The following is a 26,161-nucleotide window of genomic DNA, read 5'->3' as shown; positions in this document are numbered from 1 at the left end:
CAGGTATCGGCCCTCCCCCTGCAACCTTTAGAAATTTTTTGTTTTTTTTTCGCTTTGCCGCAATGGCAGAAATAACGCGGTTTTTCCTTCCTCTATTGCGCCATCGGTTTTTAAACTTTTCGGTAAACTTTTTCTCCGCTGGGCCGATAAACGCGTAAAGCGAATAAAGTCATTATTAAGGAGAATTACGAATGGCATCGATCAGTTCATTAGGCATCGGCTCAGGACTCGACCTCAACGGCTTGCTGGACAAGCTGACCAAAGCGGAACAGCAGCGTCTGACCCCGTACACTACCCAGCAGACCAGCTACAACGCCCAGTTGACCGCCTACGGCACGTTAAAAGGCTCGCTGGAGAAGTTCGATAACCTCAGTAAAGAGCTGGCGAAACCGACGTTTTTCAATAACACCACCGCCAGCAAACACGATCAGTTTGCCATCACCACCACCGATAAGGCCGTGGCGGGTAACTACATTGTCGAAGTTCAAAAACTGGCACAGCCGCAAACGCTGACCACTCAGGCGTCGATTACCAATCAGACGGAAAAACTCGGCACGCCCGGCAGCAGTGACCGCTCAATCACCATCACCGCAGGGGATCCACAGAAAGAAGTGAAGATCCCACTGACCGATGATCAAACCTCGCTGGTGGAAATGCGTGATGCGATTAACAATGCCAAAGCCGGCGTCAACGCCAGCATCATGCGGGTGGGCGACAACGACTACCAATTGGCGATCAGTTCCACGGCCACCGGCGAGAAAAACACCGTTTCGGTGCAGGTCAATAATGACGATAAGTTAGGCGCTATCCTCAATTACGACGCCACCGCCAAAAGCAACGCAATGAAGCAAACCGTGGCCGGTCAGGATGCCGAAGTCTTGGTTAACGGCACGAAAATCAAGCGCAGCACCAACTCGATTGCCGATGCCCTGCAGGGCGTGACCATCGATCTGAAAACCGTCACCAAAAAAGATGAACCGCAGAACCTGGTGATCAGCACCGACAAAACCGGCACCGCCGACAAAATCAAAGACTGGGTCGACAACTATAACTCGCTGCTGGATACCTTTAACTCGCTGACCAAATATACCCCGGTCAAAACCGGCGAGGCGCAGAATGCCAAAAACGGCGCGCTGTTGGGGGATAACACCCTGCGCGGTATCCAGTCATCGATTAAAAGTGCGCTCAGCGGCGCGCAGGACAACCCGGAGCTGAAGGGGCTGGGTAACCTGGGGATCACCACCAACACCAAAACCGGCAAGCTGGAGATCGACAGCACCAAGCTCAACAAAGCCATCGATGAAAAACCGGAACAGGTTGCCAACTTCTTCGCCGGCAACGGCAAAGATACCGGCATGGCCACCGAGATCCACAATGAGATCCAAAGCTACATAAAGGCCGGCGGCATCATTGAGAACTCGACCAAAAGCATCAATACCAGCCTTGACCGCCTGAACAGCAAGATCACCACCGTGACGGCCAGCATTCAAAGCACTATCGATCGCTATAAACAACAATTCGTCCAACTGGATACCATGATGTCCAAGCTGAGTGGCACCGGTGATTATTTAAAACAACAGTTCAAGTAAGAACTTTTTAACCAGGTAAAAAATCACATGTATAACCGTAGCGGAACTCAGGCCTACGCCCAGGTCAGTCTGGAAAGTGGCGTAATGAGCGCCAGCCCGCACCAGTTAATCGTGATGCTGTTCGACGGGGCGCTTAGCGCCCTGTTACGCGCACGGATACTGATGAATCAGGGTGATATCGCCGGCAAAGGACTGGCTCTGTCAAAGGCCATCAATATTATCGATAACGGCCTGAAAAGCGGTCTCGACCACCAGCAGGGCGGTGAAATGGCCGATAACCTGGCGGCGCTGTATGACTACATGAAACGGCGTCTGATGCAGGCCAATTTGCACAATGATGAAGCGGCAATCTCCGAAGTAGTGAAGCTGCTGGAAAATATTGCTGACGCCTGGCGCCAGATTGGCCCCAACTATCACCCCACTCAGGACGCCGTGTAATGGAACGTCAACAACAGCTGTTAGCCGCCTATCAGCAGGTGTATAGCCTGAGTAGCCAGATGATCGTTCTGGCACAGACGGAAAGATGGGAAGACCTGGTCGAGCTGGAACTGTCCTACGTGACGGCGGTGGAAAGAACCGCCGCCTTTACCGGCCAGGCAGGTCCCTCAATGGCGTTACAGGAATTGCTGCGCAATAAGCTGCAGCAAATCCTCGACAACGAGACCGAGCTGAAACGTCTGCTGCAGCAACGTATGGATCAATTGAAAGAATTAATCGGCCAGTCGACGCGCCAAAACGTGGTTAACAGTACTTACGGCCAGTTTCACGATCGCGCCCTGCTGCTGGGAGATCCACAAATCAGATGAGTTCGCAGCAATAACGGCGACAATGGAATAGATAGCAGCATGCACTATTATTCCCCGGTTAAGTCAGAATATTAATCCATGCCATTTGAATTATTCAGATATTGGGTAATTAGAGAAAATGTGCAATTCGAGCCTTGCTCTCACTTTAATGGATAAATACCACTCCGACACGGACGTTTTCTGTTCAGCAGGAAATTGATTTTTGATAGATAAAACACGCTGTTGTGTTTCACAACCTATGGAAAGATGTTGCTCCAACGCCAATCAAAGCGTAAAGATATTCATAGATAATGGCTGCGAAATGAATATCGATGGAACGTACAATTAATCTTTGTCCAGGAATTGGTGCATCGGCACACATCATTCAGCATACTGAATTATTATTTCCTTCAGTCTATTTTGAACAACCGCACTTGTACCTGGTGCAGCAAGGCCACAAACGCGTACGCTGGCAACAGCGTGAAGTGGTGGCTCATGCGGGCGAGCTGTTGATTATCGATGGGGGCCAAACCGTGGATATTATCAACGAACTCTCTGAGGACGGGGTATTCAGCTGTCAGCTATTGACCTGCGACCCGCAGTTGCTCACCGTACCGCCGCCCCAGGTTGAAAGCACGGCCCCGACTCCCTTCGACGCGGTGATGGCATTATGCAATCTGCCCTGCGCGCTGATGCACAGTTTTGAGACCACCAGCCTGGCGCTGGCGCTCAAGCATCGTTTCCCCACGGTCATCATCCGCCATAAAATGCTGGAAATTCTGCTGTGGTTAAAACAATTCAATATCAGCTTTATTCATAACGAAGCCAGGAATTTAACCCAACGGGTACGCCGCTGTCTGGCCACCGATCCGCACAATATCTGGACGGCGGCCGAAGTCGCCGAAACCTTGTCAATGAGCGAGGTGGTGCTGCGACGTAAGCTGTCGGCGGAAAATACCGCGCTGCGTAATCTAATGATCGACGTACGCATGAGCAGCGCGCTGGCCCTGCTGCAATCTACCGATTGGCCGATATCGGCGATCGCCCAGCACGTGGGGTATGAAAGCGCTTCGCGGTTTGCCGAGCGCTTTCGCAAACGCTTCGGCTTTGCGCCCACCGCCATTCGCGGACATCAGCGGGCCATGGAACCCCAGACCATTCGCCCCGATCATTTCAGCATGATGCAAGCCCCGGAATGATGACAGCCGGCGTAAATTAAATCATTGAACAATGAAACTGTGGTTTATACCGGCAATATTGGCGCAAAACAGGCGGGTGGGATAGCATCGGCGGGCGTTCGGATCATCAGAAGTGAATAAACCATGCTCAACGAAAAACTGCTATTTTCCCTTGCGGTGCTGCTACTCGGCATCTGGTTGCTGGGCCTGACGTACGAAGAAGACGCCATGCGGATGCTGGCGGGAAAATAAATCTGCAGGCCACAGCCGTGGCCCAGATTATTTTAGCTTTGCTTAATTAAAACGCTTATTAATACCACCAGAACGATCAGGATTAAAATACTTACCCCTTTCCATCTGCGTTCACTTTTGCTGCTCATTTTCTTATCCGGTAATTGAAAAACCTTAACCCGGAAATTATACCCCCGCATCCTGTGCAGCAATGTGAGTTAAACCGGGGTTTCTGCCCTGCTACTCCAGCGATTGACGTTCCCGGCCAGACACTTGTCTCGGCTTCAAAAAAGCTGTGCGTCTCAGAATCCGGGGCCGATACTTACCTTTCGCTAAAAAGCAAAAACCCACCGGCGGTGGGTTTAGGGTCAACTCTTAAGCTGCCGTTCCCTGTTCAGCAGAGAATCAAGGCTTTCAAAGCTCATCTCAAGATCTGGAATTTGAGCTTCTCGCGGTCTACCGATATACCCCATGGCAGCGGCAGAAGTGCGGACATCTTCAGAGCGCGGAGACGCCTTTTCAAAGTCAGAGCGCTCAGGATTGGCAGCAGCCATAATTTTATGTTGTACGGCCATATCATTCTCCAGAGTTGCAGAACGCTAATGCTACTACAAGTATCACAAAGACCAAAAATCCCCATGCCGTAAACGCCATTTCCCTGAATGACAGCCCAATAAGCTTGGCTTTTTCGCCATGTGTCGCTTCGATTTTCAATGTTGCCCTAGAGTAATGTTTTGCCAACCCCACGTATGTCGAGTCTCTTGGATTATCAAGAAAAACACTTTCCATTTTTGGGTGGTGGGTCGGCAGTTTGGGGATATCTTTGAGCAAGACAGCCCTGAAAACAAAACTCCAGGCGCTACAGAGGCAAAAAAATGTTAAACCACCAGCCAAACAGGTGAGGATGTTAAGGACAACAAACTTCTGATTCAGCAATAACATGGCCGTGAATCTGATAATCAAGATAAAAGCGGTAACGATGACACTCAGGGAGGCAAAGACTTTCAGCCCCTTATCTTCCAACTTTCTGATCCGATCTAAAGCCGCAGCGTACTGATCCGCTTGGTATTCAAAATACAATTTACTTCTTTCCAGAAGCTCCTCGGCAATAGCATCTTCAAGTATCTGAGTTGATTTCAGTTTTCCCATTATCACCTACCCAGTCAGTGAACTCCCTTTCATTATGGAATGAAAAGCTAACACAGGAAAAATGAAAAATAAAATAAACCATTTTAAATCAATAATTTGAATGTAAAACATCGTCAATATGTATGAATTAACGCTCAATGAAAACAACTTCAAGCGTTAGATAACGGCAGGCGCAATCTGCGCCAATCGGGCCGGGAGTCGCGCAAGCAAATGGTCTACCGCCAGCCTGATTTTCAAGGGCTGGTAAGCGCGGCGAGGCCAGACGGCGTTAACCGGAAAATCAACGCTGGCGCAGTCGCGCATCAGCGCCACCAGCCGCCCCTCGACAAGGTGTTCGCGGGCCAGCCAATAAGGCAGCCAAACCACGCCGGCCCCGCTGACGGCGGCGTTGGTGATGGCTTGCATATCGTCCATCAGGATCCTGGCCGCTGGCCGTATCTCCTGTTGGCTGCCATCGGCATCCCTGAGTTGCCACTTCTGGACGATACCGGCGCGCAAGTAGCCTACCGCCTGATGCTGGCCAAGTTCCTGCAGCGAGTGCGGCTCACCGCAACGCTGTAAATAGGCCGGTGACGCACAGAATGTCATGCCGTGCTGGCCGAGCCGTCGACCAATCAGGCTGCTGCTGTCGGGCAAATCGCCGATACGAATGGCCAGATCGAACCCCTCTTCAATCAAATCCACCGTTCGATCGCTGAAGGAAAGTTCCAGCGTCAGCTGCGGGTGCTGTAACGCCAATTCCGTCAGCAGCGGCGCAATGCACAGGTGGCCGAACAGTACCGGCATCGACACCCGCAGCCGCCCGCTGGCCTGGACCTTACCGCTCTCCAACAAGGTTTCAGCGCTGTTGATGGTCGCCAACGCCTGCCGACAGTGCTCATAGAACAGCACCCCTTCATCCGTCAGGCTTTGGCTGCGCGTAGTCCGCACAAACAGCATCACCCCGAGCCGCTGTTCCAGCCGCGAAATGATTTTGCTGACGGCGGAACGGGTCAGATGCAGTTTTTCTGCGGCATTGGCAAAGCTGCCGGCTTCCGCCACGGCAACGAATATCGGTATTCCGCTCAGTTCACTTCGCATTCGATTGCGTCCACACAGGAATCAATGATGTGAAAAACTATCACCACTGGTGAATATTCAGCAATGCTAACATGCATTATCTCGAATGCCACCGCGGCGAAACGGCTGCCGCACGGCTGTCCAACACGATCATAAGGAAAATTTTATGCACTCAATATTGGTACTTAAATCCAGCATCATGGGCGACCAATCCCACACCAATGGGCTGATCGACATCTTTTTGAGCGAACGCCGCGTCCGAGGGTTACAGGATAATGTTGTGGTGCGTGACCTGGTGGATCTTAACCTGCCGGTGCTGGACGCCGAACTGTTCAGCGCTTTACGCGGCGGTGAAAACCCAAGCCAGCGGGCCAGAGCGGTGCTGGCGCTTTCCGACCAATTAATCGCCGAGCTCAAAGCCAGCGATCTGCTGGTGATAGGTGCGCCAATGTACAACCACAACGTGCCGACGCATCTGAAGAATTGGTTTGATTTGGTGGCGCGGGCGCGAGTGACGTTCAACTATACCGCGACCTACCCGATGGGGCTGGTGGAGGACGTGCGCGCCCTGGTGTTCAGTTCGCGTGGCGGCGTACACGTCGGCAGTGAAACCGATGCGGTCACCCCCTACCTGCGTTCAGTGCTGGGTTTGATGGGCATCAAGGAAGTGCAATTCGTGTATGCCGAAGGCCTGGATATGAAACCTCATGGCCGGGACAGCGGCCTGGCAGCTGCGCGTCATCAAATTGTTGAACTGCTCTCCTGAAACGCAGGCCCGTCTCATTCTGGCCTCGGGTACGAGGCCAGTCTTATCACACCGGCATATTCATTACTTCTTGATAAGCAGAAACCAGCTTATTACGCACCTGTACCCCTAACTGCAGCGAGATGGACGACTTTTGCAGATCGACCATCACGTCATTCAGGCTGATGCCCGGCGCACCGACTTCGAAATCCTGTGCCTGCTTGCGTGCAGCCTGCTGGGTATCGCTGATCTTGCCGATCGCCGCCTTCAACTCACTGGCAAAACTGACGCCTTGCGCGGATGCGCCTTGCCCCATCTGCCCTGCCTGAATCGCCGTGGCCTGCAACTGCTGCAAAACCCCTTCAATACCCTGAATTGCCATTATGACCTCAATAAAAACGCTGTTGCCGGACGTTGTTGCATCAGGCACTACTTTGATGCTGAACACCCTAACACAGCATTTTCATCCTAAAGCGGCTAATTAACTGCAAAAAACCCGGCTTATCGGGCCATCGAAATCGGCCCCAAGGGCGAATAATACCATGCCCAGAAATGGGAGCGCCGCTATACCCGTCGCTTTTCAAGTTGCAGCGTTGTTGTCTGCCCGGGCTTATCCCAAGGACTGTAGGGGGCGAATAAATTCGCCCCGATTAACTCAGGCGCTGCATGCTGCGCCCCTACAAGACCGAGGGATGAGCGAGCGGGTCGCCTGGCAGCAACTTGAAAGGCATAGGGTATATTTATATGTGTATCAGGGAGTCTGTTTTGTCACACAACGCTAACCACACCGTTCATCAGCCTGGCAGGGAGCTACGCCGTGGCCCGCACCGGATCCTGAGCGTCATTGAAGGACTCGGGCTAAAATGAATGCTTCAATCTCCGCTACCGAAAGCCGCGATAATGGCCTGCTGGCCATGTGGAACCGTCTGCGCGCCAACCCAAAAGTCCCGCTGCTGATTGCGGCCTCCGCAGCCATCGCCATCGTGGTCGCGCTGCTGTTATGGGTGAAAAGTCCGAACTACCGCGTGCTGTACAGCAACATTAACGATCGCGACGGCGGCGCCATCGTCACCCAGCTGACGCAGATGAATATCCCCTACCGCTTTGCCGAAAACGGCGCAGCGTTGCTGATCCCGGCCGAAAAAGTGCATGAAACCCGCCTGCGTTTGGCGCAGCTCGGCCTGCCTAAAGGCGGCGCCGTGGGCTTTGAACTGCTGGATCAGGAAAAATTCGGTATCAGCCAATTCAGCGAGCAAATCAACTATCAGCGCGCGCTGGAAGGTGAATTGTCCCGTACCATCGAATCACTGGGGCCGGTACAAAACGCCCGGGTGCATTTGGCTCTGCCCAAGCCTTCGCTGTTTGTCCGCGAGCAAAAATCCCCTTCCGCTTCCGTGACCCTGACGTTGCAACCGGGTCGGGCTCTGGATGACGGCCAGATCAACGCCATCGTTTATATGGTCTCGAGCAGCGTAGCCGGTTTACCGCCGGGCAACGTGACGGTGGTCGATCAGGCCGGGCGCCTGCTGACCCAGTCCGACGGCACCGGACGCGATCTGAACGCCGCACAGCTTAAGTACGCCAGCGAAGTGGAAAGCCGCTACCAGCGCCGTATCGAAGCGATTTTGGCCCCGATGGTCGGCAGCGCCAACGTGCGCGCCCAGGTCACCGCGCAGATCGACTTCTCCACCCGCGAGCAAACCGACGAAGAGTACCAGCCTAACCAAGCGCCGAATAAGGCCGCCGTACGCTCACAGCAAATGAGCCAAAGCGATCAAATTGGTGGGCCACTGGTCGGTGGCGTGCCGGGTGCACTGTCCAATCAGCCGAGCGCGCCGGCTGCCGCCCCGATTGAAACCTCCCAACCGGCCACCGCCGGCACTAATGCCGATGCGGCTAAAACCGATACGGCCACGGCGCGCAGTTCCGCAGCCAAGGGCAGCGGGCCGCAAAACTCGCGCCGCGATGAAACCACCAACTATGAGGTCGATCGCACCATTCGCCATACCCAGCATAAAGCCGGGACGGTACAGCGGCTGTCGGTCGCGGTGGTCATCAACTATCGCGGCACTGATAAGGACGGCAAACCGCTGCCGATGAGCAAAGAGCAGTTGGCTCAGATCGAATCGCTGGCGCGTGAGTCGATGGGCTTCTCCAGCGCCCGTGGCGATACCCTCAACGTGGTCAACACGCCGTTTACCGATAACGAAATCACCGGGGGCGAGCTGCCGTTCTGGCAAAGCCAGTCGTTTATCGATCGTCTGATCGACGCCGGCCGCTACCTGCTGATCCTGCTGGTCGCCTGGGTACTGTGGCGCAAACTGGTGCGTCCGCAACTGCAAAACCGTCAGGCGGTACAAAAGGCTGCGCTCGCCGCCGCCGCAACGCCGATGGCCAAACCGGCCGACAGCAGCAAACCCAGCAATGAGGAGCTGGCGCAGCACAGGAAATCCCAGCAGCGCGTCAGTGCAGAAGTCCAGAGCCAGCGGATCCGCGATTTGGCTGATAAAGACCCACGCGTGGTCGCTCTGGTAATCCGCCAATGGATGAGTAACGAACTATGAGTCTGACCGGAACCGAAAAAAGCGCCATCCTGCTGATGACGCTAGGCGAAGATCGCGCCGCCGAGGTATTCAAGCACCTCTCCTCGCGTGAAGTGCAGCAGTTGAGTGGCACCATGGCCAGCATGAGCCAGGTGTCGCACAAGCAGCTCAATGAAATACTGCGTGAGTTCGAAGACGACGCCGAACAGTATGCTGCGCTGAGCGTCAACGCCAGCGACTACCTGCGTTCGGTGCTGGTCAAGGCGTTGGGCGAAGAACGTGCCGCCAGCCTGCTGGAGGATATTCTCGAATCCCGCGAGACCACCACCGGCATGGAAACGCTCAACTTTATGGAGCCAATGAGCGCCGCCGATCTGATCCGCGACGAGCATCCGCAGATCATCGCCACCATCCTGGTGCACCTCAAGCGTGGCCAGGCTGCGGATATTCTGGCGCTGTTCGACGAACGGCTGCGCAACGACGTGATGTTGCGTATCGCCACCTTCGGCGGCGTGCAGCCGGCGGCGCTGGCGGAACTGACCGAAGTGCTCAACAACCTGCTCGACGGCCAGAACCTCAAGCGCAGCAAAATGGGCGGCGTACGTACCGCAGCCGAGATCATCAACCTGATGAAAACGCAGCAGGAAGAGGCGGTTATCGACGCCATGCGCGAATACGACGGCGAGCTGGCACAGAAGATCATCGACGAGATGTTCCTGTTCGAGAACCTGGTGGAAGTCGACGATCGCAGCATCCAGCGCCTGTTGCAGGAAGTGGAAGGCGAATCCTTGCTGGTGGCGCTCAAAGGCGCGGAACAGCCGCTGCGCGAGAAGTTCCTCAAAAACATGTCGCAACGCGCCGCAGACATCCTGCGCGACGATCTGGCCAACCGTGGCCCGGTGCGCATGTCGCAGGTGGAGAACGAGCAGAAGGCTATCCTGCTGGTCGTCCGTCGTTTGGCCGAGAGTGGCGAAATGATTATCGGCGGTGGCGAGGACACCTATGTCTGATCGCATTAATACCCTGCCCTGGCAGCCCTGGTCGCTCAACGATCTCAACGAGCCCAAACCGGTGCTCGACCCGCTGCCGCTGCCGGTGGAAATCACCGACGGCGCATCGCTGGACGACAGCCTGGTTCGGGAACAGCAGCTCACCCAGCTCCGCCTGCAGGCGGAGCAGCAGGGCCAGCAACTGGGCTATGCGGACGGCCAGCAAAAAGGCTACGACGCCGGGTTCCAGGCCGGCATGGAAGAGGGTCGCCAACAGGGCTTGCTGGAAGCTCAGCAACAGCAGCAGCCGCTGACCGCACACTGGCAGCATCTGGTGACGGAATTCCAGCACACGCTGGACGCCCTCGACAGCGTGATTGCCTCGCGCCTGATGCAGCTGGCCCTGACGGCCGCCAAACAGGTGCTGGGCCAACCGCCAGTGTGCGACGGCACTGCCCTGCTGGCGCAGATCCAACAGTTGATCCAGCAGGAGCCGATGTTCAGCGGCAAGCCGCAGCTGCGCGTGCACCCGGACGACTATCAGCGAATCGAGCAACAGTTGGGTGCCACGCTCAGCCTGCACGGCTGGCGGTTGCTGGCGGACGGTCAGTTGCACCCTGGCGGCTGCAAGGTCAGCGCCGACGAAGGCGATCTTGATGCCAGCCTGGCAACCCGTTGGCATGAGCTCTGCCGCCTGGCCGCTCCGGGAGACGTGTAATGACCCTGCGCCTCGGCCGCTGGCTGACCTCACTGGATGCGCTGGAAAAACGCATCGCACACGCCCCGACGGTACGCCGCTACGGCCGCCTGACCCGCGCCACCGGTTTGGTGCTGGAAGCCACCGGGCTACAGCTGCCGATCGGTGCCACCTGCCTGATCGAGCGTCACGACGCCGGTGAGGTCCAGGAAGTAGAAAGCGAAGTGGTCGGTTTTAACGGCCAGCGGCTGTTTCTGATGCCGCTGGAAGAAGTGGAAGGCATCGTGCCCGGCGCCCGGGTTTACGCCCGCATCTCGCCGGAAGGCCAAAGCGCCAGTAAGCAACTGCCGCTCGGTCCGGCCCTGCTGGGGCGGGTACTGGACGGCAGCGCCAAGCCGCTCGACGGCCTGCCTGCACCGGAAACCGGCTATCGTGCACCGCTGATCACCGCGCCATTCAACCCGCTGCAGCGTACGCCGATCGAACAGGTACTGGACGTCGGCGTGCGAACCATCAACGGCCTGTTGACCGTCGGTCGCGGTCAGCGCATGGGGCTATTTGCCGGTTCCGGCGTCGGTAAAAGCGTGCTGTTGGGCATGATGGCGCGTTACACCCAGGCCGACGTGATTGTCGTCGGTCTGATCGGCGAACGTGGCCGTGAGGTGAAAGACTTTATCGAAAACATCCTCGGCCCCGAAGGCCGGGCGCGTTCGGTGGTGATCGCCGCGCCGGCGGACGTCTCGCCGCTGCTGCGCATGCAGGGTGCGGCCTACGCCACACGCATCGCTGAAGATTTCCGCGATCGCGGTCAGCACGTGCTGTTGATCATGGATTCACTGACACGCTACGCCATGGCACAACGAGAGATAGCCCTCGCCATCGGCGAGCCGCCGGCCACCAAAGGCTACCCGCCCTCCGTTTTCGCCAAGCTGCCGGCACTGGTCGAACGTGCGGGCAACGGCATCAGCGGCGGCGGGTCGATTACCGCCTTTTATACCGTGTTGACCGAGGGCGACGACCAACAGGATCCGATCGCCGATTCGGCTCGCGCCATCCTCGACGGCCACGTGGTGCTGTCACGGCGCCTGGCGGAAGCCGGTCACTACCCGGCCATCGACATTGAAGCCTCCATCAGCCGCGCCATGACCTCGCTGATCGACGAAGAGCACTATCGTCGGGTGCGTAACTTCAAACAGATGTTGGCCAGCTACCAACGCAACCGCGATTTGATCAGCGTCGGCGCTTACGTCGCAGGCAGCGACCCGCTGCTGGATAAAGCCATGACGTTATATCCGCAGATGGAAGCCTATCTGCAGCAGGGCATTTTCGAGCGCAGCGGCTACCAGGACGCCTGCCAGCAGTTACAGCAGTTGATCGTTTAACGTCACCAAAGGCGCAAACCCGATGAAACCACAGTCCCCCCTGATTACCCTGCGCGACCTGGCGCAGGATGCAGTAGAACAGGCGACTCGCCAACTGGGCCAGGTGCGCAAAGCTCAGCAAGCCGCTGAACAGCAACTTTCCATGCTGCTCAACTATCAGGATGAATACCGTCAGAAGCTGAATAATCAACTGAGCGGCGGTATGGAATCGTCTAATTGGCAGAACTACCAGCAGTTTATCGGCACGCTTGAACAGGCGATCGCCCAGCACCGCCAGCAGTTGACGCAGTGGGGAGAGAAAGTGGACCACGCGATGAAACAATGGCAGGACAAACAGCAACGGCTGAACGCTTTCGAAACCCTGCATACCCGAGCCCAGAGCGCGGAGTTGCAGTTGGAAAACAAACGGGATCAAAAACTGATGGATGAGTTCGCTCAACGCAGTGCACAAAGGAATATACATCAATGAACCTGAACGCTTTGCCGGGCCCGTCGCTACCGGGCGATCCCGGCCTGTTGCCGGACGCGCAGCTGCCGCTGGATGAGTCATCGCTCTCTTCCGCTTTTGCTCAACTGCTTGGCGCCCGCGTGCTGCCGGCCGACAAGTCCGCAGGCAAGCCGTCACCGATGGCGTTAAGCGCAGAAGAAGACTCTGCGCCGCTGAGCCGCAACCAACTGACGCAGTTACTGGCCGCATTCGGCGAGCGCGATGGGTTGTTGGCGCCTTCGCTGTTAACGCAAGGCCAGCCAGCCGCCATCAGCAATGGCGAAGAGCCGACGTTGGAGCAACCGTCGCACGACGCCGCGCTGCGGCCTGCCGGTGAGATCGACGCCGCTACGCTGCAAGCGCTGTTCGCCATGCTGCCAATCGCCATTCCCCCAGCAATGCCTGATGCAGGTAGCGGCGCGGCGGAACTGAGCCTTCAAGGCGATCAAGATACTCCTCAGCCTGCAACGCTCCCCGGCGCTTCGCTGGGGCGCCAGACTGAGGTAACGGACACGCAAAAGGCGCCAACGCCGGTAACCCCAGCGTCTCTCGGCAGTGAAAGCCGTGCCGGCAGCCCACAGCAAATTGCAGTTGCGCACGAAAAACCGGATGCCGCGGCGTTGAAGCTTGGCGCAGATAGCCAATCGCCAACGCCGAATGCCTCCCTGATCGCCCCACCGGTCTCCAGCCCGACTATCGCGGCAGCGCCAACCGCTGCGTTGGTCACTGCCCCGCCTACGCCACAGCTAAACGCCCAGTTGGGCAGCCCGGAGTGGCAGCAGGCGTTGAACCAACAGGTACTGATGTTCCATCGCAACGGTCAGCAAAGCGCCGAGCTGCGTCTGCATCCGCAGGAACTGGGGGCGTTACAGATCACCCTCAAGCTGGATGACAACCAGGCGCAGCTGCACATTGCCTCGGCACATGGCCAGGTCCGTGCCGCCGTAGAAGCGGCGATGCCGCAGCTGCGTCATGCGCTGGCTGAGAATGGCATCAATTTGGGACAAAGCAGCGTGGGCGGCGACCAGATGCCGCAGTGGCAACAGGCGCAGCAGCACAGCGGCGGGCAGCAGGGTCGCCCGGATTATCGCGAGCGTCAGGGTGACGGCGATTTGTCCGCCGATGCCCACAGCGCGCCGCCGGAATTGCAGGCGATGGCCCGCGCCGTCAGCGGCGTTGATATTTTCGCCTGAGTGGCCGCAAACGCCCAAGCTGGAACGCTTTTCTCTGCCTATTCTGGCTATTGCGTGCCGGAATAGGCGCGATAATACCGCTACCCTTCATACTTGAAGCTGCATTTGCGCGCCCCGGCCATATAGTTATCTATGCTGCTGGGAACTTACAAACTTGCCGGCGCGATGCAACTCCAAATATTTTGGGTAAATTATGTCATGCGTGCGGCTTTTACACGCGCTATATACCCGCGAGATCTTAGGTTGCAGCTTGAAAAATGAAGGGCATATACCCTATGGATTTCAAGTTGCAGCTAGGCGCCCAGCTCACTCATCCCCAGGAGCTTACTCTAGTAAGTGACTGGGGGGAGTGAGTGCAGGGAACAACGCTGCAGCTTGAAAGACGACGGGTATAACAACAGGAATTTGATTTATCTATGTCTCAAAATACCCTACCGGCAGCACCAAAACGCTCCCTTCTGGTCATTCTGCTGGTGCTGATAACCCTCGTCGCCTGCGGCGCGGCCGGCTACAGCTGGTGGCAGCTCAAACAGCACCAGGAGGGCGCGCAGCCCGCAGCCAAAGAACTTCCCCCGGCCGCACCGGTGTTTATGCCGCTGGACACCTTTACCGTCAATCTGATGACGCCCGATAACAACCCGGATCGCGTGTTGTATATCGGCCTGACGTTACGCTTGCCGGATGAAAGTACCCGCCGCCAACTGAATGATTTCCTGCCGGAGGTGCGCAGCCGTCTGCTGATGCTGCTGTCCCGTCAGGAAGCGGGCCAGTTGAGCAGTGAACAAGGAAAGCAGCAACTGGTGGCGCAGATTAAGGACGTGCTTAGCCCGCCGCTGGTTAAGGGACAACCGAAGCAGGTGGTCAGCGACGTGCTGTTCACTGCCTTCATATTGCGGTAATCACTATGGGCGACAGCATTCTTTCACAGGCAGAGATCGACGCCTTGCTCAACGGCGACAGCGCGGGTGATGAACCCGAAGCGGTTGCCCTCAATGAGAGCGAGGTCAAGCCGTACGATCCGACCACCCAGCGCCGAGTGGTGCGCGAACGGCTGCACGCGCTGGAAATCATCAACGAACGTTTTGCCCGGCAGTTCCGCATGGGGTTATTCAACCTGCTGCGCCGCAGCCCGGACATTACCGTTGGCCCGATCAAGATCCAGCCGTACCACGAATTTGCGCGCAACCTGCCGGTGCCCACCAACCTGAACCTGGTGCACCTGAACCCGCTGCGCGGTACCGCGCTGTTCGTGTTTGCGCCGAGCCTGGTGTTTATCGCCGTAGATAACCTGTTCGGGGGCGACGGTCGTTTTCCCACCAAAGTGGAAGGCCGCGAATTCACGCCGACCGAACAGCGGGTGATCAAGCGCATGCTGCGGCTGGCGCTGGACGCCTACGGCGACGCCTGGAGCGCAATTTACAAGATCAACGTGGAATACGTGCGTGCTGAAATGCAGGTGAAGTTCACCAATATCACCACGTCGCCAAACGACATCGTGGTCACCACGCCTTTCCAGGTGGAAATTGGCGCGCTGAGCGGTGAGTTCAACATCTGCATTCCGTTTGCCATGATCGAACCGCTGCGCGAACTGCTGACCAACCCACCGTTGGAAAATTCGCGGCAGGAAGACAGCCACTGGCGTGAAACGCTGGTGAAGCAGGTGCAACATTCCGAGCTGGAGCTGATTGCCAACTTCGTCGATATCCCGATGCGCCTGTCAAAAATCCTGAAGCTGCAGCCGGGAGATGTATTACCGATTGATAAACCGGATCGCCTTATCGCCCACGTCGACGGCGTGCCGGTTTTGACCAGCCAATACGGCACGTTAAACGGGCAGTACGCCCTGCGTGTTGAACATTTGATTAACCCTATTTTGAATGCTCTGAGTGAGGAACAGCCCAAATGAGTGATCCTAAGCAACCGTCTGGCGAAGGAAAGGAATCCGTGGACGATCTGTGGGCTGATGCGTTTAACGAACAGCAAGCAACCGAAAAGACGTCTGCCAGCGATGCGGTGTTCAAATCGCTGGAGCCGCAGGATACCAGCGGCAGCCTGCAGGATATCGATCTGATCCTCGACATCCCGGTCAAATTGACCGTTGAACTGGGCCGCACCAAGATGACCATCAAGGAACTGCTGCGCCTGTCGCAGGGCTCCGTTGTGGCGTTGGATGGGCTGGCGGGTGAACCGCTGGATATTATGATCAACGGTTATCTGATCGCCCAGGGCGAGGTGGTGGTGGTCGCCGACAAATTCGGCGTGCGCATTACCGATATCATCACCCCTTCCGAGCGCATGCGCCGCCTGAGCCGCTGATGAACCCAAGCGCCGCCGCACCCACCGTGGGCACCTTGCAATCCACCGAGCCGGCACTGCCGGCCGGTTCAGTGCTGACGCAGGTCAGCAGCGCACTCGGCGGCATTTTGCTGCTGATCCTGCTGGCCGGCTGGCTGTTCCGGCGCCTGGGCTTTGCCCCGCAGGCACGCAACAGTAAACTGCTCAACCTGCGCGCCAGCTGTCAGGTCGGGCAACGCGAGCGCGTGGTGGTGATCGAAGTGGATAACACCTTGCTGGTGCTGGGCGTCACCGCCCAGCAAATCACCCCGCTGCATAGCCTGCCCGCCCCGGCGCAGGACACCGACGCCGCCGCTGTGACCACGCCGGCGGATTTTCGCCAACTGATGCAAAAAGTTCTCAAACGTCCGGAAAAATCGGCATGAAATCCCTCGTTCCCTGTGTCGCCGCCCGTGGGCGAGGCCAAAAATGCCTTGGCATTCTAGCCACCGCCCTGTTGTTGATCAGCCCTGCGGCGTTGGCGCAATTGCCCGGTCTGATCAGCCAGCCGCTGGCCAACGGTGGCCAAAGCTGGTCGCTGCCGGTGCAAACCCTGGTGCTGCTGACCTCACTCAGCTTCCTGCCGGCGATGCTGCTGATGATGACCAGCTTCACCCGCATCATTATCGTGCTGGGGTTGCTGCGTAATGCCCTCGGCACCCCCTCTGCCCCACCCAACCAGGTGATGCTGGGCCTGGCGCTGTTCCTGACCTTTTTCATTATGTCGCCGGTGTTCGACAAGGTTTATCAGGACGCTTACTTGCCATTCAGTCAGGACAAAATCAGCCTGGATATCGCGCTGGATAAAGGTTCACAACCGTTGCGCGAGTTTATGCTGCGCCAAACGCGTGAGACCGATCTGGCGCTGTATGTCAAGCTCGCCAACCAGCCGCCGCTGGCCGGGCCGGAAGCAGTGCCGATGCGCATCCTGCTGCCTGCCTACGTCACCAGCGAACTGAAAACCGCGTTCCAAATCGGCTTCACGGTGTTTATTCCGTTCCTGATTATCGATCTGGTGGTCGCCAGCGTGTTGATGGCGCTGGGGATGATGATGGTGCCACCGGCAACCATCTCGTTGCCCTTCAAGCTGATGCTGTTTGTTCTGGTGGACGGCTGGCAACTGCTGCTGGGTTCGCTGGCGCAAAGTTTCTATTCGTAATTCGCGGCATACCTGCCGCCACTGAGGGATCCATAATGACACCCGAATCGGTTATGGCGCTGGGCACCGAGGCGATGAAAGTGGCGTTGGCCCTGGCCGCACCGCTGTTGCTCGCCGCGCTGGTCAGCGGCCTGGTGGTCAGCCTGCTGCAGGCCGCGACCCAAATCAACGAAATGACGCTGTCGTTCATTCCCAAAATCCTGGCGGTGGTCGCGACCATCGTGATTGCCGGGCCGTGGATGCTGAACCTGCTGCTGGACTATATGCGTACGCTGTTCACTAACCTGCCGAACCTGATTGGTTAACCATGCTCACATTTGACAGCGCACAGTTCGGCGTGTGGCTCAGCCAATATTTCTGGCCGCTGCTGCGCATTCTGGCGCTGATCAGCACCGCGCCGGTGTTCAGCGAAAAGCAGATCAGCAAGAAGGTGAAAATTGGCCTCGGCGGGCTGATCGTCATACTGATTGCTCCCGGACTGCCCACCAGCACCGTGCCTATTTTCTCCGCGGCCGGCTTGTGGCTGGCGGCCCAGCAAATCCTGATCGGTGTGGCGCTGGGCCTGACCATGCAGTTCGCCTTCGCGGCGATACGCCTGGCCGGCGAAGTGATCGGCATGCAGATGGGGCTGTCGTTCGCCACCTTCTTCGACCCCAGCGGTGGACCTAACATGCCGGTGTTGGCACGGCTGCTCAACCTGCTGGCGATGCTGCTGTTCCTCAGTTTCAATGGCCATCTGTGGCTGATTTCTTTGTTGGTGGACAGCTTCCATACCCTGCCGATCCAAGCCGAGCCGCTGAACGGCAATGGTTTTCTCGCCTTGACCCAGGCCGGGTCACTGATTTTCATCAATGGCATGATGCTGGCACTGCCGTTAATTTGCCTGTTGCTGACGCTGAACATGGCGCTCGGCCTGCTTAACCGCATGACACCGCAGCTGTCGGTGTTCGTCATCGGTTTCCCGGTGACCATGACCATTGGCATTATGACCATCGGCATGATGATGCCGATGCTGGCGCCGTTTTGTGAGCACCTGTTTGGCGAGTTCTTCGATCGTCTGGCCGATGTCGTCGGCAGCATGACCCCCTAGCGTTACCCTCACGGTGCGGCTTAACGGCCGCTTCACGCCGGATAAAGTGGCAACAAATTCCCTTTCTCAGTATAAAAAATTGGAAAAAGCAAATTATCACTATTTGCCTTCAATTAATCTTATTGGCTTGAATAATAAAATACCCACCCTAGAATGTCCTTATCAAATAAAAAATATAAAAAATAAATTCAACAAATAAGGAGTGGAATTCACTGTAAAAAACAGGTGGCGTGAGAATAAAAATATATTTCAGACATCCGTCGGGATTTAAAAAAATGCTAGCGAAGGAGGTGTATTTATTCCTCACGAAATCATTACTTACCCTACTAATAAGGAATATAAAAATGAAAGCTAAAACCAACCGAAGAGCGCGCAGAGCACTAGGTCTGGCACACTGGGCAACCAACCGTTCTCAGATTGCCTTATCGCCCTCGCCCAGTGGTGAAAAATGGCTTGTGGTAAAAAAGAAAAAATAACCACGTGGTTATTTCCCCGAAAAATATATAATTTTCGTTCTTATCTCTGCACTCATCATTGAATATTCTAACGCTTCGCGCCGTTAAATTCAGGCAGATATAAGCGCACATAATTTCGGATAGCCGAAAAAAAGGCACGTCACGCCAAACCTGTGTGGGGGAAGCGTGACGTGCCAAACAAGTGCGCCCGGTTTCAAGAATTCCCTACCGCTGCTACGCAGCAATAACGTCTTCTAAGCACACCCAAAGAGATTACCCGCCATGACTTCAACTCCACGGCAGGCCAAAAACGGCCTATTCCCCTGTCCTATGGATTTCGAGTTGCAGCCAGGCTCACGCTCCTCCATCCCCGGCTAACGTAGGGGCGCTGCATGCTGCGCCCGCATCAACCATATCGGAGTGAATTTATCTGCCCGAGTAACAAAGGGGATTAGCGATTCAGCTGGAACAGCGACATCCCCTGCATATCCCCGAAGGTTTTGTATGACGCCTGTAAGGCCGCCTGCTGCATGAAATAGCTGGAAATCGACTCGGCCAGATCGGCATCAACCAGCGCGCTCATTTGCGTTTTGTTGATCATGTCGCGGTCCTTGCCGATACTGTCCAGCGTATCCATTTCCTGCAGTTGGCTGCCCAGCTCCGCGCGCACGCTAAGCACTCTGTTATAAGAGTTGTCCAGGCCGCGGTTGGCTTTGGCCAGCGCATCGTTCACCTGCTGCTTGGTGGCATCATCCGCATCCTTCTGCGGTGTTTTCAACGCCTTCAGCGCGATATCAATGCTTTCAAACACGTTAGCGACAGAGGCGCTGCCATCCGGCTCCGGCTTCGGGTTGCTGGTCAATGCCATGAAGACCTTATCGCCGGTATGCCCAATGGTCATGGTGCGGTTGGCATCCACTTTCTGCTCGACCGGCGTATTACCGCCGACATAGCTGACCGATCCGCCCTTGTCTTCAAACGGGGGCTTGTCGTTCACAAAGCCGCCAAACATATAGCGGCCGTTGCCGTCGGTGCTGTTGGCCTGGTTGAGCAGTTGATCTTTCAAGCCCTGCAACTGGGTCGCCAGAGAATCGCGGTCGTCGTCGCTTTTGGTGCCGCCGGCGCTGACGATCAGCGCTTTCATATCGGAGATGGTACTGGTCACGCCGGACAGCACCGTCTCTTCCATCGACACGCTTTGACGGGCAAAGGTACGCGCCAAAGCGTACTGGGTGTTTTCCGACTGCGATTGAGCCAGCATCACCGCCTGCGAAGCCGCCAGGGGATCGTCGGATGGATTGCTGACTTTCTTGCCGGTGGAGAGCTGCTCGGCGGCTTTCATAAACAGCGACTGGTTGCCGGTAATGCCGGACATGTTCTGTTGGTACATCATGCTGGTGCTCATGCGCATGGTGCAGGTTCCTCAAAATCAGCGACCGAAGCCGTCGGGGCTCCGGTCAAAGTGGAAATCAACGGATATTCAGCAGCGCGTCAAACATTGAGCTGGCGGTTTGAATGACCTGTGCATTGGCCAGGTAATATTGCTGAAAACGCAGCAGTTCGCCGTACTCTTCGTCCAGGTTGACGCCGGAGATCGACTGCTGCTGAATGGTCAGCTGCTTGACGATATTGGCCTGAGAGGTCGCCGAAACCTTGGCCGATGCCGTCTGGTTGCCGACGCTGCTCACCATGCTGGCATAGGCGCCGCTGAAGGTGGCTTTGCCGTCGACCAACTTTTTGGTCTGCAGGTCGAGCAGCTTTTTGGCGTTTTCGTTATCGCCGCGACCGCTGTCGTCTTTGCCGGCAGCGGCAATGTTCGCCGAGTCGGTAATGGCGACTTTCAGGCTGCCCGCCACGTCGCTGACCGGTTTCACGGTAAAGCTGTCGTTCTTTTGTGCCGTGCCGTCGATATCGACCTTCAGGCCGTCAAAGCTCAGCGTCGGTTTGCCGGTGGTGGCATCGACGCCCGCCGTGGCGTTGACCTTGACGTTGTCCGGCAGGCGGCTGACCTGCCAGTTGCTGCCGTCGAACTCCACCCGGTAATCGTTGGCCTTCACCTTGCTGGTATCGGTGTAGGACACCGACAGCGCCGCATCGCCGGCATTGCGGCTGTTATCCACCACGCGCCCACCACCGAAGCTGAAGAAATCTGTGCCGGCGTCGCCGTTGAGATCGAACCCGGCACGGTGCTGCTGGTTAAAGCTGTCCGCCATCGCCAGGGCCAATTGCCCCAACTGGTTGCGTGCGCTATCCAGCGATTCGCTGCGGAACTTCAGTACGCCACTGACGCTGCCGCTGGTAATTTGCCCTTCCGGCACTTCGCTGACGCCGTTGCCACGGTTATAGCCGATAGTCAGGCGAGAAGGATCGCCGCTGGAGGGCACTGCCTCCACCTGGTAGGCATTGCTCCCCTGCACCAGCGTCAGACCGTTGGCGAAAGACACTGTATAAGCGTCGCCGTCTTGCTGCATCACCTGCACGCCCACTACCTGGTTTAACTCAGTCACCAGTTGGTCGCGCTGATCGAGCAAGGCATTCGGCTCACCGCCGCTGCCGCGCAGGCGGGTAATTTCATCGTTCAGTTTGGCGATTTGCTGGCTGTAACTGTTGATCTGGTTAGCGCTGTCGCTGAGCTGTTGGTTAACGCCGCTGTCCATATCGCGCAGGTATTTGTCGGTGTTGTTGAACTGATTGACCAGCCCATTGGCCTTGCCCAGCACCGTTTGGCGCGCGGCGTCATCGCCGGCGTTGCTGACCAGGTTCTCCAGGTTGCTGAAGAAATCCTGCATGTTGGTCGACAAGGTATTGGTTTTGCTCGCCAGCAGGTTATCGATCTGCGAGATTTTCTCGAAGTAGGCGTTCTGTGCCCCGGCCTGGCTCTGGGCTCCGCGCAACTGATTGGTGATGAACTGGTTGTACTCGCGGTTAACGCTGGTCACGGTGACGCCGTTGCCAATGAAGCCGCTCATGGTACTCATACCGCCGTTCTGCGCCAGGATCGCAGTCTGTCGGTTATAGCCCGCCACGTTGTAGTTAGAAATGTTGTTACTGACGGTGCTGAGCGCCACCTGAGCCGCATTCAGCCCGCTCATCGCGGTATTGATTAAGCTATTGGACATAAAAATTCCTTTTGCTGCGGCGCCGGTGGCCCACAGGAGTCAATTAATCTGCTGAGCCGTTCACTCAGCCTGTCTTGGTTATCGGCAAAAACGGGGGAAACTTGAGAGAAAAAAACAGGGTTCAGCATGCTGAACCCCTACATTAAATACGGCCTATTGCGTAGGGGCGCTGCATGCTGCGCCCAGTGGCTAAAACAGATCCTTCAGGTCGTGGGTATAAGCCTTCACCACCTGCTCGCCGGCGTTTTTCATCTGCTGTATCACGCTGACCAACTTGCTGGCGTATTGCGGATCGGTGGCGTAACCGGCCTGTTGCAGCGCCTGCGCCGCCTGCTCCGGGCTGCGGGCGTTGGCCACCCCGGCGTAGCGTGGGTTATTGGTCAACAGCTTGACGTAGTCGGCCATCGCCTCGACGTAAGAGCCGTAAACCCGGAACTTCGCCTTGATCTTCTTCGCCGCGCCCTGCTCGAACTCAGTGGTGGTGATCTCGGTCACCGGTCCGTCCCAGCTGCCGCCTGCCTTGATGCCAAACAGGTTGTAGCTCGGCGAACCGTCGGCGGTCGGGATCTCACGCTGACCCCAGCCGGATTCCAGCGCGGCCTGCGCCACAATCAGCTGATGCGGAATGCCGCTCTGCTGGCTGGCGACGCGCGCAGGGGTAGACAGCCGGGCCACAAAGTTGCCGTTGTTGAGCGACAGCGGGGCCGCGCTCGGCGCTTTTGGCACCGCGCGGCGGATCATCTGCTCCAGCGCCTGATTCGGCAGCGTTCGCAGCACCTCATCGTCCAGCGCCATCGGTGAGGTGCCCGCCGTTTCGCTCGGCACCGCGTTGGCGTTGCTCATCTGCTTCACCATCATGTCGGCCAGCCCCAGGCCTTTCTGCGACATCTGCTGGGCAATTTGCTGGTCGTACATTGAGGTGTAGAGCCGGGACTGATCGCTGCTCAAGACCCCATCCTGCGGCAGTGCTGCGCGCATGCTTTTCAGCATCATCTGCACGAACATGCCTTCCACCTGCTGCGCCACCTGCTTCAGGTTGCCCTGCGGATCGCTCGCCGCATCGCGTTTCAGTCCATTGAGCGCCTGCGCATCATAGGCGGCGCCCGACATTGCCATCAGATCGCCGGCCATCAGATAATTTCCAGCTTGGCGCGCAGACAGCCGGCGCTTTGCATCGCCTGCAGAATAGACATCAGGTCGATCGGCGTTGCCCCCAACGCGTTAAGCGCGCGGATCACGTTGTTCAGATTGGCGCTGGCGTTGACCTTCTGCAGCGAGCCTCCCTGCTGTTGCACCGAAATCTGGGTGTTCGGCGTCACCACCGTTTGCCCGCCGCCAAACGGCGTATTTGGCTGGCTGACGGTGTTTTGCCGATCGACCACCACCGACAGGTTGCCCTGCGCCACCGCGCAGGAATCCAGGATCACGTCGCGGTTCATCACCACCGAGCCGGTGCGTGAGTTGATGATCACCTTGGCGTCGATCGCGCCGACGCTGACGTTAATGTTCTGGATCTCCGCCAGGAAGCGCACCTGTGAACTGTTGCCCTGCGGCACCAGCACCTGAATGGTACGGGCGTCCAACGGTGAGGCCGTACCACCACCGCGTTGGCGGTTGATGGCATCGCTGATTTGCTGCGCCAGCGTAAAGTCTTCATCGTTGAGCTGCAGGTTAATCACCCCGCCGGCTCCGAAGGTGGTCGGTAGCTCACGCTCAATGGTGGCGCCGTTGCTGATGCGCCCGCCGGCCAGTTGGTTAACCTGTACGCTGCTGCCACCGGCCGAAGCGCCGGCTCCGCCGACCAGCACGTTGCCCTGCGCCAGCGCGTAGACCTGGTTGTCCACTCCTTTCAGCGGCGTCATCAGCAGGGTGCCGCCACGCAGGCTTTTGGCGTTCCCCATTGAGGACACCACCACGTCAATATTTTGCCCGGTGCGCGAAAACGGTGGCAGCTTGGCGGTGACCATGACCGCAGCTACGTTTTTCAACTGCATATTGGTGCCTGGCGGCACGGTAATGCCCAACTGCGACAGCATGTTGCTCAGGCTTTGGGTGGTGAACGGGGTCTGCATGGTCTGGTCACCGGAACCGTCCAGCCCCACCACCAGTCCGTAACCGATCAGCGCGTTATCGCGTACGCCCTGCACCGTGACCAGATCGCGAATGCGCTCCGCCGCGGCCGGTAAACCAACCAGCCCAATGAGCAGCGTAAGCAGTAGTTTTTTCAGCATCGGTCAATCCTTAGAACGGTGAGACATTTAAGAAGAAGCGTTGTAACCACCCCATGGTCTGCGCTTCGTTGATATAGCCGTTGCCGACGTATTCAATGCGCGCATCCGCCACCTGGGTGGAGGTAACCGAGTTGCTGCCGCTAATGGTGCGCGGGTTGACCACCCCAGAGAAACGGATGAACTCGGTCCCCTGATTGATGGCGATCTGTTTTTCGCCCACCACGTGCAGATTGCCGTTAACCAGCACCTGATTGACCGTCACGGTAATGGTGCCGTTGAAGGTATTGTTGGCGTTGGCTCCGCCCTTGCCACCGAAGGTGCTGTCGCCGGACATTTCCATATCCGCGCGCGCATTACCTAACAGGCCATCGAGATAACGCGGCGCGGTGGCCACGCCGAACTTGCTGGCTCCGTTGCGGCTGGCGTTGGCCGAGGAGCTTTTGCTGGCGCTGACGTTTTCCTGCAGCACGATCGTCAGAGTATCGCCGACGTTGCGCGGACGACGGTCTTCAAACAGCGGCTGATAACCGTAGTTCATCGGCTGCACCGTCTGGAAAATGGAACCGTTCGGCACGGGCGCGCCCGCCGGCGCCGGCTGTGCCGTGGTAGCCCCGTCCACCAGGGGTTTATGTGGAATGTAAGCGCAGCCGCTCAGCGTCAGCATCACCATCGCCGTCAACCAGCGTTTGCCTTGCGGCGGCACGTTTGCCATCAGAGTTGTGGTTACCACGGGTATCGCCTTTGTTTCACAAAATAGGGTTACGGGCGCTGCAGCGCCCGTCAATGTGTTGACAAAGTGGGGAAAAAGCGTGGTTTTTCCCCACTTTGTGGTTATCAGCCGAAAATCAATAATTTGATTTTCCTTCATTTTTTATTCGCAAATCCTGACCTTCCAACCCTGTTTTAAGATTGGTTAGCTACCTGGCGGGCGCTGCAGCGCCCGTCAATTACAGTTGCGTCAGTTTTTGCAGCATCTGATCGGACGTCGATACCGCTTTGCTGTTGATCTCGTAAGCACGTTGGGTCTGGATCATGTTGACCAGCTCTTCCGCCACGTTGACGTTGGAGGTTTCCACATACCCCTGATACAGCAGACCGGCGCCGTTTAGCCCTGGCGTGCTCTCGTTTGGCGCGCCGGAACTCTCGGTTTCCTGGTACAGGTTCTCGCCCATGCTTTCCAGGCCGCTGTCATTGATAAAGGTGGTCAGCGTCAGTTGGCCCACCTGCTGAGCGGCGGTCTGCCCCTGCAGGGTGGCGCTGACGATGCCGTCGCGGCCTACGGTGATGCTCAGGGCATTGGCCGGAATGGTGATCGCCGGTTGCACCTGGAAACCGCTGGCGGTCACCAGTTGGCCGTTCTGATCTCTCTGGAACGAGCCGTCACGGGTATAAGCCAGGGTGCCGTCCGGCATCATCACCTGGAAAAAGCCCTGCCCCTTGATGGCGATGTCTTTGCTGTTGTTGGTCTGCGACAGGTTGCCCTGGCTGTGCAGACGCTCGGTCGCCACCGGACGCACACCGGTACCAATCTGCAAACCGGACGGCAGCGTAGTCTGCTCGGAGGACTGCGCCCCCGGCTGGCGCATGGTCTGATACAACAGGTCTTCGAATACCGCACGCTGGCGTTTAAAACCGTTGGTGCTGACGTTGGCCAGGTTGTTGGCAATCACGTCCATATTGGTCTGCTGCGCATCCAGACCGGTTTTGGCAATCCATAAAGATGGGATCATGGGTTATTTCCTTGCT

Annotated in this window: 29 protein-coding genes; 19 read left to right on the top strand and 10 right to left on the bottom strand. The window is 57.1% G+C overall.

The genetic code is table 11. The annotated features are described in order from the left end of the window. Positions 1-191: 191 nt before the first annotated feature. The 4 genes from fliD to H5P17_RS20600 all read left to right on the top strand — a co-directional run bounded on the left by fliD (position 192) and on the right by H5P17_RS20600 (position 3,573). Positions 192-1,589: a flagellar filament capping protein FliD gene (gene fliD / locus H5P17_RS20615; protein ID WP_044552035.1), complete on the top strand. Its 1,398-nt coding sequence runs from the start codon at positions 192-194 to the stop codon at positions 1,587-1,589. A 27-nt stretch (positions 1,590-1,616) separates the two neighbouring features. After that, complete coding sequence (gene fliS, locus H5P17_RS20610) at positions 1,617-2,027, top strand: flagellar export chaperone FliS (RefSeq protein WP_044552036.1); 411 nt, start codon at positions 1,617-1,619, stop codon at positions 2,025-2,027. Beyond that, entirely contained in the window at positions 2,027-2,395 is a 369-nt protein-coding gene (fliT, locus tag H5P17_RS20605) for a flagella biosynthesis regulatory protein FliT (RefSeq protein WP_044552037.1), read from the top strand. The genes fliS and fliT overlap by 1 nt, the downstream gene beginning before the upstream one ends. Before the next feature lie 311 nt (positions 2,396-2,706). Next, positions 2,707-3,573, top strand: a complete 867-nt coding sequence (locus tag H5P17_RS20600; protein ID WP_182824917.1) for an AraC family transcriptional regulator — start codon at positions 2,707-2,709, stop codon at positions 3,571-3,573. 578 nt (positions 3,574-4,151) lie between these two features. Here the strand turns inward: H5P17_RS20600 and H5P17_RS20595 are convergent. From H5P17_RS20595 to H5P17_RS20585, 3 genes are all read right to left on the bottom strand, one after another. After that, positions 4,152-4,358, bottom strand: coding sequence for a hypothetical protein (locus H5P17_RS20595; protein ID WP_182824915.1), 207 nt, complete (start codon positions 4,356-4,358; stop codon positions 4,152-4,154). Position 4,359: 1 nt separating this feature from the next. After that, the gene (locus H5P17_RS26705; protein ID WP_255477968.1) at positions 4,360-4,932 is read right to left on the bottom strand and encodes a hypothetical protein; all 573 of its coding nucleotides are present in this window, start codon (positions 4,930-4,932) and stop codon (positions 4,360-4,362) included. A gap of 156 nt (positions 4,933-5,088) precedes the next feature. Then, positions 5,089-6,012, bottom strand: coding sequence for a LysR family transcriptional regulator (locus H5P17_RS20585; RefSeq protein WP_182824913.1), 924 nt, complete (start codon positions 6,010-6,012; stop codon positions 5,089-5,091). Between the two features lie 145 nt (positions 6,013-6,157). On the opposite strand from H5P17_RS20585, the gene H5P17_RS20580 reads away from it, so the two are divergent. Then, a complete protein-coding gene (locus H5P17_RS20580; RefSeq protein ID WP_182824911.1) occupies positions 6,158-6,757 on the top strand; it encodes an FMN-dependent NADH-azoreductase in 600 nt (199 codons plus the stop codon). A gap of 46 nt (positions 6,758-6,803) precedes the next feature. On the opposite strand, the gene fliE is transcribed toward H5P17_RS20580, so the two are convergent. After that, positions 6,804-7,118, bottom strand: a complete 315-nt coding sequence (fliE, locus tag H5P17_RS20575) for a flagellar hook-basal body complex protein FliE (protein WP_044552041.1) — start codon at positions 7,116-7,118, stop codon at positions 6,804-6,806. A gap of 481 nt (positions 7,119-7,599) precedes the next feature. On the opposite strand from fliE, the gene fliF reads away from it, so the two are divergent. The 14 genes from fliF (at position 7,600) to sra (ending at position 19,086) form a co-directional block, all read left to right on the top strand. Beyond that, positions 7,600-9,300, top strand: coding sequence for a flagellar basal-body MS-ring/collar protein FliF (fliF, locus tag H5P17_RS20570; protein WP_182824909.1), 1,701 nt, complete (start codon positions 7,600-7,602; stop codon positions 9,298-9,300). Then, positions 9,297-10,289: a flagellar motor switch protein FliG gene (gene fliG, locus H5P17_RS20565; protein ID WP_012145670.1), complete on the top strand. Its 993-nt coding sequence runs from the start codon at positions 9,297-9,299 to the stop codon at positions 10,287-10,289. The genes fliF and fliG overlap by 4 nt, the downstream gene beginning before the upstream one ends. Next, the gene (gene fliH, locus H5P17_RS20560) at positions 10,282-10,986 is read left to right on the top strand and encodes a flagellar assembly protein FliH (protein ID WP_044552043.1); all 705 of its coding nucleotides are present in this window, start codon (positions 10,282-10,284) and stop codon (positions 10,984-10,986) included. Before fliG ends, fliH begins: the two co-directional genes overlap by 8 nt. Further along, positions 10,986-12,347: a flagellar protein export ATPase FliI gene (fliI, locus tag H5P17_RS20555; RefSeq protein ID WP_020827501.1), complete on the top strand. Its 1,362-nt coding sequence runs from the start codon at positions 10,986-10,988 to the stop codon at positions 12,345-12,347. The genes fliH and fliI overlap by 1 nt, the downstream gene beginning before the upstream one ends. A gap of 22 nt (positions 12,348-12,369) precedes the next feature. Continuing rightward, positions 12,370-12,816, top strand: a complete 447-nt coding sequence (fliJ, locus tag H5P17_RS20550) for a flagellar export protein FliJ (protein WP_020827502.1) — start codon at positions 12,370-12,372, stop codon at positions 12,814-12,816. Next, the gene (locus H5P17_RS20545; protein ID WP_182824907.1) at positions 12,813-14,027 is read left to right on the top strand and encodes a flagellar hook-length control protein FliK; all 1,215 of its coding nucleotides are present in this window, start codon (positions 12,813-12,815) and stop codon (positions 14,025-14,027) included. The genes fliJ and H5P17_RS20545 overlap by 4 nt, the downstream gene beginning before the upstream one ends. Before the next feature lie 416 nt (positions 14,028-14,443). Next, entirely contained in the window at positions 14,444-14,926 is a 483-nt protein-coding gene (gene fliL, locus H5P17_RS20540) for a flagellar basal body-associated protein FliL (protein WP_044552046.1), read from the top strand. Positions 14,927-14,931: 5 nt separating this feature from the next. Further along, entirely contained in the window at positions 14,932-15,933 is a 1,002-nt protein-coding gene (fliM, locus tag H5P17_RS20535) for a flagellar motor switch protein FliM (RefSeq protein WP_044552047.1), read from the top strand. After that, on the top strand, positions 15,930-16,343 hold the full coding sequence (fliN, locus tag H5P17_RS20530) for a flagellar motor switch protein FliN (RefSeq protein WP_020827506.1): 414 nt from the start codon (positions 15,930-15,932) through the stop codon (positions 16,341-16,343). The genes fliM and fliN overlap by 4 nt, the downstream gene beginning before the upstream one ends. Then, positions 16,343-16,747: a flagellar biosynthetic protein FliO gene (gene fliO, locus H5P17_RS20525; protein ID WP_044552048.1), complete on the top strand. Its 405-nt coding sequence runs from the start codon at positions 16,343-16,345 to the stop codon at positions 16,745-16,747. The genes fliN and fliO overlap by 1 nt, the downstream gene beginning before the upstream one ends. Further along, the gene (fliP, locus tag H5P17_RS20520) at positions 16,744-17,520 is read left to right on the top strand and encodes a flagellar type III secretion system pore protein FliP (RefSeq protein WP_255477967.1); all 777 of its coding nucleotides are present in this window, start codon (positions 16,744-16,746) and stop codon (positions 17,518-17,520) included. The genes fliO and fliP overlap by 4 nt, the downstream gene beginning before the upstream one ends. A 35-nt stretch (positions 17,521-17,555) precedes the next feature. Next, entirely contained in the window at positions 17,556-17,825 is a 270-nt protein-coding gene (gene fliQ / locus H5P17_RS20515; RefSeq protein ID WP_041414697.1) for a flagellar biosynthesis protein FliQ, read from the top strand. 2 nt (positions 17,826-17,827) lie between these two features. Further along, complete coding sequence (gene fliR, locus H5P17_RS20510; RefSeq protein ID WP_020827510.1) at positions 17,828-18,610, top strand: flagellar biosynthetic protein FliR; 783 nt, start codon at positions 17,828-17,830, stop codon at positions 18,608-18,610. A gap of 344 nt (positions 18,611-18,954) precedes the next feature. After that, a complete protein-coding gene (sra, locus tag H5P17_RS20505) occupies positions 18,955-19,086 on the top strand; it encodes a stationary-phase-induced ribosome-associated protein (protein ID WP_182824905.1) in 132 nt (43 codons plus the stop codon). A 430-nt stretch (positions 19,087-19,516) separates the two neighbouring features. On the opposite strand, the gene flgL is transcribed toward sra, so the two are convergent. The 6 genes from flgL to flgG all read right to left on the bottom strand — a co-directional run bounded on the left by flgL (position 19,517) and on the right by flgG (position 26,145). Further along, on the bottom strand, positions 19,517-20,476 hold the full coding sequence (gene flgL / locus H5P17_RS20500) for a flagellar hook-associated protein FlgL (RefSeq protein ID WP_020827512.1): 960 nt from the start codon (positions 20,474-20,476) through the stop codon (positions 19,517-19,519). Between the two features lie 58 nt (positions 20,477-20,534). Next, a complete protein-coding gene (gene flgK / locus H5P17_RS20495) occupies positions 20,535-22,184 on the bottom strand; it encodes a flagellar hook-associated protein FlgK (RefSeq protein WP_044552055.1) in 1,650 nt (549 codons plus the stop codon). Positions 22,185-22,373: 189 nt separating this feature from the next. Beyond that, positions 22,374-23,315, bottom strand: coding sequence for a flagellar assembly peptidoglycan hydrolase FlgJ (flgJ, locus tag H5P17_RS20490; RefSeq protein WP_044552056.1), 942 nt, complete (start codon positions 23,313-23,315; stop codon positions 22,374-22,376). After that, a complete protein-coding gene (locus H5P17_RS20485; protein WP_044552058.1) occupies positions 23,315-24,415 on the bottom strand; it encodes a flagellar basal body P-ring protein FlgI in 1,101 nt (366 codons plus the stop codon). The genes flgJ and H5P17_RS20485 overlap by 1 nt, the downstream gene beginning before the upstream one ends. Positions 24,416-24,425: 10 nt before the next feature. Further along, positions 24,426-25,127, bottom strand: a complete 702-nt coding sequence (gene flgH / locus H5P17_RS20480; RefSeq protein ID WP_044552059.1) for a flagellar basal body L-ring protein FlgH — start codon at positions 25,125-25,127, stop codon at positions 24,426-24,428. A 235-nt stretch (positions 25,128-25,362) separates the two neighbouring features. After that, on the bottom strand, positions 25,363-26,145 hold the full coding sequence (flgG, locus tag H5P17_RS20475) for a flagellar basal-body rod protein FlgG (protein WP_020827517.1): 783 nt from the start codon (positions 26,143-26,145) through the stop codon (positions 25,363-25,365). Positions 26,146-26,161: the final 16 nt, after the last annotated feature.

Origin of the sequence: Serratia sp. OS31 (assembly GCF_014164835.1) — a bacterium.
GTDB lineage: Bacteria > Pseudomonadota > Gammaproteobacteria > Enterobacterales > Enterobacteriaceae > Serratia > Serratia liquefaciens_A.
The sequence above is the reverse complement of the archived record's forward strand: the minus strand, read 5'-3'. Positions and strand labels throughout refer to the sequence as shown.

Excerpts from the sequence above, each read along its gene's own strand:
- fliL (WP_044552046.1), top strand. The coding sequence starts at position 14,444 with ATGTCTCAAAATACCCTACCGGCAGCACCAAAACGCTCCCTTCTGGTC.
- flgG (WP_020827517.1), bottom strand. The coding sequence starts at position 26,145 with ATGATCCCATCTTTATGGATTGCCAAAACCGGTCTGGATGCGCAGCAG.
- fliT (WP_044552037.1), top strand. The coding sequence starts at position 2,027 with ATGGAACGTCAACAACAGCTGTTAGCCGCCTATCAGCAGGTGTATAGC.
- flgH (WP_044552059.1), bottom strand. The coding sequence starts at position 25,127 with ATGGCAAACGTGCCGCCGCAAGGCAAACGCTGGTTGACGGCGATGGTG.
- fliN (WP_020827506.1), top strand. The coding sequence starts at position 15,930 with ATGAGTGATCCTAAGCAACCGTCTGGCGAAGGAAAGGAATCCGTGGAC.
- H5P17_RS26705 (WP_255477968.1), bottom strand. The coding sequence starts at position 4,932 with ATGGGAAAACTGAAATCAACTCAGATACTTGAAGATGCTATTGCCGAG.
- fliM (WP_044552047.1), top strand. The coding sequence starts at position 14,932 with ATGGGCGACAGCATTCTTTCACAGGCAGAGATCGACGCCTTGCTCAAC.
- fliE (WP_044552041.1), bottom strand. The coding sequence starts at position 7,118 with ATGGCAATTCAGGGTATTGAAGGGGTTTTGCAGCAGTTGCAGGCCACG.
- H5P17_RS20545 (WP_182824907.1), top strand. The coding sequence starts at position 12,813 with ATGAACCTGAACGCTTTGCCGGGCCCGTCGCTACCGGGCGATCCCGGC.
- H5P17_RS20600 (WP_182824917.1), top strand. The coding sequence starts at position 2,707 with ATGGAACGTACAATTAATCTTTGTCCAGGAATTGGTGCATCGGCACAC.
- fliR (WP_020827510.1), top strand. The coding sequence starts at position 17,828 with ATGCTCACATTTGACAGCGCACAGTTCGGCGTGTGGCTCAGCCAATAT.
- fliD (WP_044552035.1), top strand. The coding sequence starts at position 192 with ATGGCATCGATCAGTTCATTAGGCATCGGCTCAGGACTCGACCTCAAC.
- H5P17_RS20585 (WP_182824913.1), bottom strand. The coding sequence starts at position 6,012 with ATGCGAAGTGAACTGAGCGGAATACCGATATTCGTTGCCGTGGCGGAA.
- fliH (WP_044552043.1), top strand. The coding sequence starts at position 10,282 with ATGTCTGATCGCATTAATACCCTGCCCTGGCAGCCCTGGTCGCTCAAC.
- fliO (WP_044552048.1), top strand. The coding sequence starts at position 16,343 with ATGAACCCAAGCGCCGCCGCACCCACCGTGGGCACCTTGCAATCCACC.
- fliF (WP_182824909.1), top strand. The coding sequence starts at position 7,600 with ATGAATGCTTCAATCTCCGCTACCGAAAGCCGCGATAATGGCCTGCTG.
- flgK (WP_044552055.1), bottom strand. The coding sequence starts at position 22,184 with ATGTCCAATAGCTTAATCAATACCGCGATGAGCGGGCTGAATGCGGCT.
- fliJ (WP_020827502.1), top strand. The coding sequence starts at position 12,370 with ATGAAACCACAGTCCCCCCTGATTACCCTGCGCGACCTGGCGCAGGAT.
- fliQ (WP_041414697.1), top strand. The coding sequence starts at position 17,556 with ATGACACCCGAATCGGTTATGGCGCTGGGCACCGAGGCGATGAAAGTG.
- fliI (WP_020827501.1), top strand. The coding sequence starts at position 10,986 with ATGACCCTGCGCCTCGGCCGCTGGCTGACCTCACTGGATGCGCTGGAA.
- H5P17_RS20595 (WP_182824915.1), bottom strand. The coding sequence starts at position 4,358 with ATGGCCGTACAACATAAAATTATGGCTGCTGCCAATCCTGAGCGCTCT.
- fliS (WP_044552036.1), top strand. The coding sequence starts at position 1,617 with ATGTATAACCGTAGCGGAACTCAGGCCTACGCCCAGGTCAGTCTGGAA.
- H5P17_RS20580 (WP_182824911.1), top strand. The coding sequence starts at position 6,158 with ATGCACTCAATATTGGTACTTAAATCCAGCATCATGGGCGACCAATCC.
- fliG (WP_012145670.1), top strand. The coding sequence starts at position 9,297 with ATGAGTCTGACCGGAACCGAAAAAAGCGCCATCCTGCTGATGACGCTA.
- fliP (WP_255477967.1), top strand. The coding sequence starts at position 16,744 with ATGAAATCCCTCGTTCCCTGTGTCGCCGCCCGTGGGCGAGGCCAAAAA.
- sra (WP_182824905.1), top strand. The coding sequence starts at position 18,955 with ATGAAAGCTAAAACCAACCGAAGAGCGCGCAGAGCACTAGGTCTGGCA.
- flgJ (WP_044552056.1), bottom strand. The coding sequence starts at position 23,315 with ATGGCCGGCGATCTGATGGCAATGTCGGGCGCCGCCTATGATGCGCAG.
- flgL (WP_020827512.1), bottom strand. The coding sequence starts at position 20,476 with ATGCGCATGAGCACCAGCATGATGTACCAACAGAACATGTCCGGCATT.
- H5P17_RS20485 (WP_044552058.1), bottom strand. The coding sequence starts at position 24,415 with ATGCTGAAAAAACTACTGCTTACGCTGCTCATTGGGCTGGTTGGTTTA.